Genomic DNA, 9,733 nt, shown 5'->3' on the forward strand with positions numbered 1-9,733 from the left:
CACATGATATCGACACAAGGCATTCCCGCAAACTTGATACTCCTCGCCTTTGATGACGGGGAGTTTGAACAGCTCGAGCCAGAGGATGTGGTGCGAGATGGCGATCGGGTCATGTTTTCATTGATCGGGCTGAAGGATGTTATTGCTGTCGCAATGTGGCGACTGAGGCTGGATGCCAATTTCAGAGCATCCATTGATGGCGCCATGTATGACCTCGTGTCAGCAAGTCCCGTAAGCATTGAGGATCGGATTGATGGCACTCGAACCACCCGGTTTTGCGCGCCGTTCGTGTTGCCGTGAGAGGTCATCCCTAGAGTAAATTGCAAAAATTTCAACGAACTTTGAAGCCGCCCGGGCAACCAGGCGGCTTTTTTTATGCCGCAAGCGGACGCGACGCGGCGCACGGCCGGAAGGCCATTGATAGGGCGGATGCCCGGAAAGAACGACCATGCCATTCAAATTCAACGCAGACGGAACCATTGCAATCGACGGCGAGAAGAAGCTGCCGATCTTTATTCATCCCAACGGTACGGAAGCGCCATTCGACGCGGATACTACGCTGGGCACAATCACCCGCCTGAACGGCGAGGCCAAGACGCACCGCGAGGCGAAGGAGGCTGCCGAGCAGCGCCTGAAGTTGTTCGACGGCATCGAAGACGGCGTGGCTGCACTGGCCGCGCTGAATACGGTGAAGAGCCTGAGTTCCGGCGAACTGAAGACGGCGGCCCAGGTCAAGGAAATCCAAGACGCGGCTGCCAAGACCGCGCAAGAGCAGGTTGCCGCGCAGGCCAAGGCCAGCGCCACTCAGTTGCAGGAATTGACCGCGCAGCTGGATAAACGCACCAACGAATTGAACACCCACATGATCGGCGGCGGCTTCGCCAGCTCGAAGCTGTTGACTGACGACAAGCACCCGAGCCGCCTGGCGATCCCAACCGAGATGGCAAAAGCCTATTTCGGCAGCCATTTCAAGGTAGAGGACGGTAAGATGGTGCCGTACGACGCCGCCGGCAATAAGATTTTCTCTCCGACCCGTCCAGGCGAAGTCGCTGATTTCGATGAAGGCTTAGCGCAACTGGTGCAGGCTTGCCCGTTCAAGGACCAGATACTGAAAGGTTCTGGCGCCTCGGGCGGCGGGGCCCACGGCGGTAATGGCGGCGGCGCAGGTGCCAAGCAAATCTCCCGCGCTCAATTCGAGGCGATGGGCGTCCAGGATCGCGCCGCAGCAATGAAAGGTGGCGTAACGGTCGCCGGTTAAAGTTCGCAATTCAGGGCGTCGCCTTGACGCCCGACACGTGCCTTTTCGATGGATGTCGGAAGGGTGCTTTGGGCTGGATGGCCTCTCAGTTCTAAAACTCAAATCACCCCTCAATGGCTCGCTTTCGCGGGCCTTCTTCATTTTTGAAAGGCTTTACGACAATGGGCACTCTTACCCTGAACGGCTTGCTGCCGACTATCTACAACGCGATGGAGGTAATCTCGCGCGAGCAGATCGGCATGATTCCAGCTGTATCGCGCGACTCCAATGCTGAGCGTGCGGCAATCAATGAAACCGTGCGTTCGCCATCCGTCGGCCCTATGGTCGCCGAAGATTTGACGCCAGGCGCTTATGCTCCCGATACGCCGAATCAGACCATCAACTACGTTGACATGACGATCCAGAAGGCGCGCTCGGTGCCATTTGGCATCACGGGCGAAGAAAATCGCGGCTTGAACAATGCCGGCACGCTGGGCGACATCAACGCGCAGCGCATTACCCAGGCGCTGCGAACGCTGGGTAATGAAGTCGAGGCCGATCTGGCTGCGCTGCACATCTATGCCTCGCGCGCCTACGGTACCGCCAACTTGACCCCGTTCGGAACGGCGGCCGACTTCACCGATTTCTCGAACCCGCTGCGCATCCTGGACGACAATGGCGCGCCGTTGACCGACCGTCAAATGGTCCTGGGCTCTTCGGCTATCTCGAACATCCGTGGCAAGCAGTCCGGCCTGTTCAAGGCGAACGAAGCGAATAGCGATGAACTGCTGCGTCGCGGCATCATCGGCCAGGTCGAAGGCTGGGACATCCACAACTCGGGCCAGATCCGTTCGCTGGTACCTGCCGGCACAGCTGCCGCATCGACCACCAATGCTGCGGGCTATGCCGTCGGCGCCACGGTGATCAACCTGGCTGCTGCTGGTACCGGCGCCTACATCACGGGTGACATCGTGGCATTCGCTGGCGATGCTGACAACAAGTACTTGCTGGCGGCTGGCGATGCTGATACCTCGAACGGCGGCACTATCGTGCTGGCCGAGCCGGGCCTGCGCAAGGCAATCCCTGCCGCAGCCACTGCAATCACCGTGATTGCAGCCACCACCCGGAACATGTTCTTCCACCGCTCGGCCATCCAGCTGGCCTGCCGCGCGCCGGCCATGCCGGATGAAGGCGACTCGGCCGATGACGTGATGATGGTGACCGACCCGGTTTCCGGCATCACCTACGAGTTCTGCATCTACAAGCAGAAGCGCCAGGTCCGCTACGAGGTGAACTTGGCCTGGGGTGTGAAAGCAGTGGCACCACGCCACATGGGCATCCTGATCGGCGCGTAAGCGTCGCTGAGCTAACCATCAACCCGGCCCGGCCAGCACTGAGGTGCTGCCGGGCCTCACCTGGACTTCACCATGGATACCATCAAAATCGTATCGACGGACCCGCACACGCAGGGCCCGTTCGTCGTCATCAATAAATCCGACTTCAACCCCAACGTCCACGAGCTGTACGGCGACCAGGACCTGGGCGCGCCCACCGAGCGCGTGCCGACGATGGCCGAACTGCTCGCCGCGCGCGATCAATTGGCAGGACGCGGGCGTGAGCTGAATGAGCGCGAACAAAGCCTGATCGCCCAGATGGATCGCGTCGCCGAGCAGACCCGGGCCAACGAGGCCGAAGCGCAGCGCCTGCGCGACGAAGCGGTAAGCCTCCAGCTCGCCAAGGATGCCGCTGCAGCCGCCACGCAGACGCAAGCAGCATCGGCAACGGCCACTGCCACGGCCGAAAAGCCAGCCAAAGCCGCCAAGCCGTAGTCCCTGGCCAGCACCGCCCCGCACGCCGGGGCGCCAAATAAACCGCACTCCCGAAAGCCAATATGCCAACCATCACCGCCGGCGGCACGCCGCAAACCATCACGCTTCCCGAGGGCCAGGTTCTGAGCGTCAGCGGCACTGCCGGCACGGCTGGCGTCATCTACCGCCTCGATCAAGTGCTGGGAGGGACGAATTCGCTGCAATCATGGGCGGTTGGCGCTGGTGCGCTGGCGCCCATTGGACCGTATGCGGAGCTGCAGCGCTTTCTGCTCACATGTACGACTGGCGCCGTTCAGGTTGCCGTCCGAAATGGCGTTGTCGCAGCTCCACGCATGGCCGGGGGAGTGCAGGGTGGGACCGTATCCCGCTCAGCGCTCACAAGTCTGCGCTACGAGGCGCTGTCGAAGTCGTTACCGTCAGCAGCAAACTTGAAAGCGTTCAATCAGACGCTAAATCTGCAGCCCAACAAATTTACGTCGTGCGTAAAGAAGGAAGAAGAAGCCCCGTTCACTGCCATGCGGCTGGTCGCGGTCAATCGCGGCGCTGTGGCCATCAGCGCTGTTTCTGCTCTGGTGGGCACAAGCGAGACCGCGGACTTCTCTACTTCCCAGCGCTTGAGCGCCCCCACGATCAACGGTGTGTCGTACGCCGCCCTACAGGGGGCCACTGACGCGAATGGGTTAAGGCCTGTGACGTGGGCTGGTGCGGCTTCCGCTTCGATTGCTGCAGGTGACACGGCGCAGAAGCTGGCCCTTTCCGACTGGACCGCCAAGTTGTCCGTCCCACGTGCTGATGGCGGTGTACGGCCATTTTCCATCGTACGTCCGTCTATCGACGGCACTATTCAGGCAGTCCCGTACCAGAGCTACTACACATCGATCTTACAGACCCCTCAGCCCGCCATGCGTGGCCGCATCATCCAAGCTTCGAACGCGACCGCTGACGGAGTGGCAAATCCCGCCCAGGCGATGAACGCAGCCGTATTACCGTCCGCCATTTTATGCCTGGAGGTGTTTCCCATTCTCCGGTACTCGGTACCGGTCTGCTCGGTATGGATCAGTGCAGATTCAACCGGTGACAACAGTGGTTTGGTGACGGATCACATCAGCAACTGGATGACGCGTGCTGCGTACGATCTCAGCACGCCTGATCGCCCTGTGGTTCCGGCAAATATGGCGTGCAGCAACATCAATTCGCAGACCTACATTCAAGTGTGTCGTGATTGGTTGGCTGCGGGCGTGCCAGCTCCCTCGATCCTAATTATGGCGCCGGCGTCTGTAAATGATGCCGGTTATGACCTGAATTTCCAAGAGCGACACTGTTCTCAGGCCATTGAGGCCGCGAAGTTGTGCATGGACTACAAAATCCCATACCTATTTATGTACGGTCTGTTGCCAAACGACGGTGCGACGCTCTCTCAGGATAATGTCCGAAAGGCGACGAACGCACGACTCAAAGCAATCGCAGAAAGCATGGGCGCCACTTGGCTCGATTTCTCCGCGTTGGGTGACGGTGCCAGTCCGGAGCGTTTTGTCACGAAATACAAGTTCGATGCGCTCCACCCAAACGAATTGGCTATTGAGGAAATCATGGCGCCAGTAGCCCGGGCTGCCATTGCCGAGGTGCTCTAGAAAATGACTAAATTATTATTTATTTGTACAGACGCTCAAATCCGTTCAGTTGATGGCGTTGCTTATGCGCCTCTTCCATTGAGAAGCGCGCCCCAGCTCGAGCCTGAAAGTTCAAACCGAATTTGATCATCAACCCATACGTGGTAAACAAGGCCCAATGCCGCCAGGCGTAGGAGTCTTGCCAAAGCTTCGGGTTCATCTACTGAGTACACGAGTGCCGCGCGCTCCGTCGAGAACGGACCTGCTGCTCCTGGTGGCTCAAATATACGCACCCAAGATAACGGGATGCCAACCGTCTTCGCGAAGGTGTTTTGCTCGTCATTGCCAACAACTCTGGTGTCCGGCATTTTTACCATTTCGCCGGCCCATGTCGTAGCTTCTTGGGCGAGTCCTTTGAACATTAACGGGAGAGCTTCGTTAAGAAGTGAGCTTGTATTTTCGCCAGCTTTTTTAGAAAGGTCCAAGCGAGAAGTTGCTGCCGTGTGATTTTCTTGGGATAGCTTATTAAATACAGCTTGAAAGTCTTCCCTAAGTTCCCGCGACTGCTGAAGTGTTAAAACCCGTGTTCTAAGAACTTTTGCTTTGGCGAATTCGTTCAAGCTGTCGTATAAGCCGCTTGTTACCGTGGCCAAAGTGGTCATTAGCGGCATGAAAAGTACATAAATACCTGAAGCAATCAACGGGATTAAAATTAACCGCCAAATGGGGTCTGTGTCAGGGGCGTAAAGGACATTTTCTAGATAGGCGAATTTCACCTTGTAGTGCTCGTCATTCAATCCTACAAGAATCGCCTTCCAATTTGTCACGGCCCAAGAAATTGCAAATGACACTAAAAATGGATTACTTAGACGTTTGGTGACGGAATCGAGAATTTCGTAAAGCTTTTCCATATGTGGATCCAAACGTTAAATAATTGTCTGAATGGTATCACATTTGTTGATGGATTATAAATGACTTTGATCATCGAAACTGGCGCCGGACTGGTCGACGCCGAATCCTATGCCAGCATCGCCGCAGCAGACGCGCGCTGTGCCAGCCTGGGCCTGACTGCCTGGGCAGCGCTGGCCGAAGCTGACAAGGAAATCGCCCTGCGCAAGGTCATGATCTTCATGTCCACCTACCGCACACGCTGGGCCGGCCGCCGCGTCTATCAGCACCAGGCGCTGGACTGGCCGCGCTATGGCGTGGTGGTCGACGGCTTCACCGTGCCCAGCACCATCGTGCCAGCGGATGTGGTCAATGCCAGCATCGACCTGGCCGTGCGCGCTGGCAGCGGCGAGGATCTGCTGCCGGACCTCGACACTGGCTCGAACGCGATCAAGAAGGACAAGACCGGCCCGCTGGAAACGGAGTACTTCCAGAACACTACGGATGCGCGCGAGCGGTTCGTGGCCGTCGACGCGCTCCTGGCGCCTTACTTCGGCTCGGCTGGCGGCGGCAATTCGATCAGGGTGGTGCGAGCATGAGCACATTCCCGGTAGTGCAAATCGAGGGCTGCGCTGCGCACGAGAATACGTACAGCCATAACGGCAAGGTGTGGACAGTCACAAACCTCATCGCTCGCTCCAAGGATCTGGAGCCGTTTGACTTGCCACTGGCGGCTATCTATCTCGGCACCGAAGTCTGGACACCAGAGGCCTCGCCGTTCGGCATGGCGCACCACATGCGGCGCGCGCTGGACGTTGACACCCGTCATCCGGTGATTCTGAGTCAAGAGGGCTTCATTATGGACGGCTGGCATCGTGTGCTGCGCGCGCTGATCGACGGCAGGGCCGCCATCAAGGCGGTCCGCTTCAGCAAGACCCCGCCGCATGACTATTTGAAGGCTGACTGATGTTCGACTACGCCAAGACGGCCGCGCGCGCCGACCAGTCCCTGCGCCGCAAGGGCGGCATCGTGGTGCTGCGCCAGGTAGTGACCGACGAATATGACCCGGGCCTGGGCACGGCGCCGATCATCACCACGGACTACGAAGGCACGGGCGTTAAAATCAACTACGAAGGCGAGAACATCGACGGCACGCTGATCCAAGCGGGTGACCAGCAACTGCTGCTGTCGCCGCTGCAGCGCAACGGTGCGCCGATGCCGAGGCCTACCGCCGCCGACTTGGTGCTGTTTGGCGGCGCCAGCTACACGGTGAAGGCCGTCGAAACCACAGCTCCGGTCGACGTGGCCGTGCTGCACACGCTGCAACTCAGGGGGCTTTGATGACAGGTATGTCCTTTTCCATGCAGATCGCCGAATTCATCGCCAAGACAAAAGGCAATGTGGACCTGGTCACACGCGCCATCACCATGAAGGTCGACAACAAGGTGATGCATCGCTCGCCGGTCGGTGACGCCAAGTTCTGGAAGCACAAGCCGCCGCCTGGTTATTCCGGTGGCCGCTTCCGCGCCAATTGGCAGCTTTCCATCGGCTCGCCGGCCGCCGGCGTGCGCGACCTGATCGACAAAGATGGCAGCGCCACAATAGCCGCGCACGGTAGCACGATCAGCGCGGCAAAGGCGGGCGACGTGATCTACCTAGTTAACAACTTGCCATACGCGAAGCGTATCGAGGAGGGATGGTCGCGCCAGGCGCCCGTCGGCGTCGTGATGCTGACTGTCGTGGAATTCCGCACCATTGTGGACAACGCGGTGAACGGGGTGCGCGACGGCACCACTGCAAGCGAGTTCGCGCAAGGCTATTCGAGCTATAAATTATGAGCCAACCAACAATACGCTCGGCGCTGGAGGTGGCCTTGGTCAGCCTCGCGCCAGAAATCGACACAGCATGGCAAAACGTGCCTTACACGCCAGTTACTGGCCGCCCGTATCAAGCGGCCTATTTGCTGCCGGCGGAACCGGACAATCATTCCTTGGGCGACGGCTCGCGCCAAGAGCGCGGCATCTTTCAGGTCAGCCTGATGTATCCGCCAGGGCAGGGGACTGCTGCCGCCGGCGCGCGCGCTGAAATGATCAGGGAGCTGTTCCGCCGCGGCGCGGGCTTCACGAAAGGCGATGTGACCGTGCAGATCGAGCGCACGCCTGAAATCGCAGACGGCCGAGAGGACGGCGACCGCTGGATGGTCCCGGTCAAGATCCGCTGGTTCTGCAACCTGTAACCCGCATCACCCCACACAGATCGCCTCGGCGGTCTTTTTTTTCGACCAAAGAAAGGCAATCCACACCATGACCACTGCAAACGGCATCGACAGCCTGCTCGTTATTGGCAAGCAAACAGCGGAAGGCACGAAGGCGCTGGCGGCCGCCGGCCGCCTCTACCCGCGCGTGACCGCGACGTTCGACACGGACGCCGACAAGTACTCGAGCAACGAAATTGACCCGAGCCAGCAGCAAAGCGACACGCGCCTGGGCAACTTCCGTACTTCGGGCGCCATCAAGGGCGAAGCGAGCTGCGGCACCTACGCGGTGTTGCTGGCCGCGTTGCTGCGTCGTGACTTCACCGCAGGCGGCGTCACCACGGCACAGAACACCATCGCATCGGGCGCAACGGGCCTGACGCGCAGCGCCGGCTCATGGCTGGCCGACGGCCACCGCGCGGGTACCGTGGTGCGCATCAGCGGCTTCCTGACCACCGGCGCAGCCAACAACGGTAAGAATTTCTTCATCACTTCCGCTACGGCGCTGAAGCTGACGGGCCAGTTCATGGACGGCAGCGCCATGACGGTGAAGGTCGAAGGCGACCCGGTGACCGTGACCGCAACCGGCAAGCGCAGCTTCACGCCGTTGACCGGGCACACCACGGACTGGTTCACCGCGGAAGTGCAGGATCCGGGCATTGCCGTCAACCGCTGCTTCATTGACCAGCTGGTCAGCAAGGTCGATATTGCCGTGCAGCCGAACGGCATCACAAGCATGGACTTCACCCTGATGGGCAAACTGGAAGGCGCGACCACGCCAGCGGCGTACTTCGCGGCACCGGCTGCCACGCCCGGTACTGGCAAGTTCTCCGGTGCCACTGCGATGCTGTCGGTCGCAGGCATCCCGTCGCAAATCTGCACGGGCATGTCGCTGGCGCTGGACGGACAGGTAAAGATCGATCCGGTGATCGGCTCGAAGTTCGCCACGGCCGCCTCGCGCGGCAAGGTGCTGGGCAGCGGGCAGTTCACCGTGCTGATGCAGGATTCGGCATACATCGATTACTTCAAAGAAGAAATCGAACTGCCGCTGGCATACGCCATGGCGGCCAGCACGGCGCCGCTGGCCGACGTCATGGCGATTGCCATGGGCCGCATCAAGATCACCTCGGCTAAGGTCGATGATGGAGAGAAAAATAAGATTATCACCTGCGCCTTCGACATTCTGCGCTACCAGGGCGCCGACACCCAGCACGAAGCGACCACCGTAGCCTTCCAAGACACGAGCTTGTAACCATCCCGCCCGGCCTCGCGCCGGGTTTTCTTTTTGGCGCAAGCCAACCCCAGCACCGGCCCGCCCGCCGTCTCCATTCGCGTGGAGCGGTGGGCGCGCACGGGCATTTATGACCACGCGAAAGGCATTACCCATGAATACCACTCAAGCACCTGCAGTCCTGAACACCGCTCAAGCCATCGCCGTTGCCGGCTTCGACATTGCCAACCTGTCCGCGCCTGCCGCGCGTGTGACCTTTGACGTGCCCGTGATCTTCGACGCCGACGGCGAGCCCGTAGCCGGCCTCAAGATCGTCGGCAAGAATTCCGACGAGTATCGCAAGGAAAGCCACGCCGTGCGTGCCGAAGGCTACCGCAAGTCCGCAAAGCGTAAGACGGCCATCGACGCCTCGACCGATGAAGGCTCCAACCAGCTGGTGCACGTCATCGATGACAATCAGAAGCGCCTGGCGCTGGCTGTGGTCGTCGACTGGTACGGCTTCACCAGCAACGGCGCGCCGGCCGCGTTCGACAAGGACATGATCGCCGCGGCCTACGATAAGTACCCGACCTGGCAGGACCGCGTTACGACCGCCCTGGAAAACGACGCCAATTTTTTGAAGGTCTGACCCAGGATCTGCTGCTGTATGCCGATCATCTGTTTGATCGAGCGGCAGCGGCAGGC

At 59.8% G+C, this 9,733-nt stretch carries 13 protein-coding genes; 12 read left to right on the forward strand and 1 reads right to left on the reverse strand.

The window, feature by feature from the left end; genetic code table 11:
- Positions 1–3: 3 nt before the first annotated feature.
- From MRBLMS1_RS14520 to MRBLMS1_RS14540, 5 genes are all read left to right on the forward strand, one after another.
- Positions 4–300: a hypothetical protein gene (locus MRBLMS1_RS14520; RefSeq protein ID WP_485879943.1), complete on the forward strand. Its 297-nt coding sequence runs from the start codon at positions 4–6 to the stop codon at positions 298–300.
- Between the two features lie 148 nt (positions 301–448).
- The gene (locus MRBLMS1_RS14525; RefSeq protein WP_485879945.1) at positions 449–1,258 is read left to right on the forward strand and encodes a DUF6651 domain-containing protein; all 810 of its coding nucleotides are present in this window, start codon (positions 449–451) and stop codon (positions 1,256–1,258) included.
- A 161-nt stretch (positions 1,259–1,419) separates the two neighbouring features.
- Positions 1,420–2,592, forward strand: a complete 1,173-nt coding sequence (locus tag MRBLMS1_RS14530) for a P22 coat - protein 5 family protein (protein ID WP_485879947.1) — start codon at positions 1,420–1,422, stop codon at positions 2,590–2,592.
- Between the two features lie 72 nt (positions 2,593–2,664).
- Complete coding sequence (locus tag MRBLMS1_RS14535; RefSeq protein WP_485879949.1) at positions 2,665–3,066, forward strand: hypothetical protein; 402 nt, start codon at positions 2,665–2,667, stop codon at positions 3,064–3,066.
- 62 nt (positions 3,067–3,128) lie between these two features.
- Positions 3,129–4,697: an SGNH/GDSL hydrolase family protein gene (locus MRBLMS1_RS14540; protein ID WP_485879951.1), complete on the forward strand. Its 1,569-nt coding sequence runs from the start codon at positions 3,129–3,131 to the stop codon at positions 4,695–4,697.
- A gap of 62 nt (positions 4,698–4,759) precedes the next feature.
- On the opposite strand, the gene MRBLMS1_RS14545 is transcribed toward MRBLMS1_RS14540, so the two are convergent.
- The gene (locus tag MRBLMS1_RS14545) at positions 4,760–5,587 is read right to left on the reverse strand and encodes a hypothetical protein (protein WP_485879953.1); all 828 of its coding nucleotides are present in this window, start codon (positions 5,585–5,587) and stop codon (positions 4,760–4,762) included.
- Between the two features lie 60 nt (positions 5,588–5,647).
- Between MRBLMS1_RS14545 and MRBLMS1_RS14550 the strand changes: the two genes are divergently transcribed.
- The 7 genes from MRBLMS1_RS14550 to MRBLMS1_RS14580 all read left to right on the forward strand — a co-directional run bounded on the left by MRBLMS1_RS14550 (position 5,648) and on the right by MRBLMS1_RS14580 (position 9,677).
- Positions 5,648–6,163 (forward strand): DnaT-like ssDNA-binding protein, encoded by a 516-nt coding sequence (locus tag MRBLMS1_RS14550; RefSeq protein ID WP_485879955.1) that lies wholly within the window; start codon positions 5,648–5,650, stop codon positions 6,161–6,163.
- Positions 6,160–6,531: a hypothetical protein gene (locus MRBLMS1_RS14555; RefSeq protein ID WP_485879957.1), complete on the forward strand. Its 372-nt coding sequence runs from the start codon at positions 6,160–6,162 to the stop codon at positions 6,529–6,531. Before MRBLMS1_RS14550 ends, MRBLMS1_RS14555 begins: the two co-directional genes overlap by 4 nt.
- Positions 6,531–6,905, forward strand: coding sequence for a hypothetical protein (locus MRBLMS1_RS14560; RefSeq protein ID WP_485879959.1), 375 nt, complete (start codon positions 6,531–6,533; stop codon positions 6,903–6,905). Before MRBLMS1_RS14555 ends, MRBLMS1_RS14560 begins: the two co-directional genes overlap by 1 nt.
- A 20-nt stretch (positions 6,906–6,925) precedes the next feature.
- Entirely contained in the window at positions 6,926–7,402 is a 477-nt protein-coding gene (locus tag MRBLMS1_RS14565; protein ID WP_485879961.1) for an HK97 gp10 family phage protein, read from the forward strand.
- Positions 7,399–7,800 (forward strand): DUF4128 domain-containing protein, encoded by a 402-nt coding sequence (locus MRBLMS1_RS14570; protein WP_139089428.1) that lies wholly within the window; start codon positions 7,399–7,401, stop codon positions 7,798–7,800. The genes MRBLMS1_RS14565 and MRBLMS1_RS14570 overlap by 4 nt, the downstream gene beginning before the upstream one ends.
- 67 nt (positions 7,801–7,867) lie before the next feature.
- Positions 7,868–9,070 carry a phage tail tube protein gene (locus MRBLMS1_RS14575; protein WP_485879963.1) on the forward strand — a complete coding sequence of 401 codons (1,203 nt, stop codon included), beginning with the start codon at positions 7,868–7,870 and terminating at the stop codon, positions 9,068–9,070.
- A gap of 133 nt (positions 9,071–9,203) precedes the next feature.
- Complete coding sequence (locus tag MRBLMS1_RS14580) at positions 9,204–9,677, forward strand: hypothetical protein (protein WP_139089426.1); 474 nt, start codon at positions 9,204–9,206, stop codon at positions 9,675–9,677.
- The last annotated feature ends 56 nt before the right edge of the window (positions 9,678–9,733 follow it).

Source organism: Massilia sp. LMS1-1-1.1 (genome assembly GCF_040815535.1).
GTDB classification, from domain to species: domain Bacteria; phylum Pseudomonadota; class Gammaproteobacteria; order Burkholderiales; family Burkholderiaceae_D; genus Janthinobacterium; species Janthinobacterium aestuarii.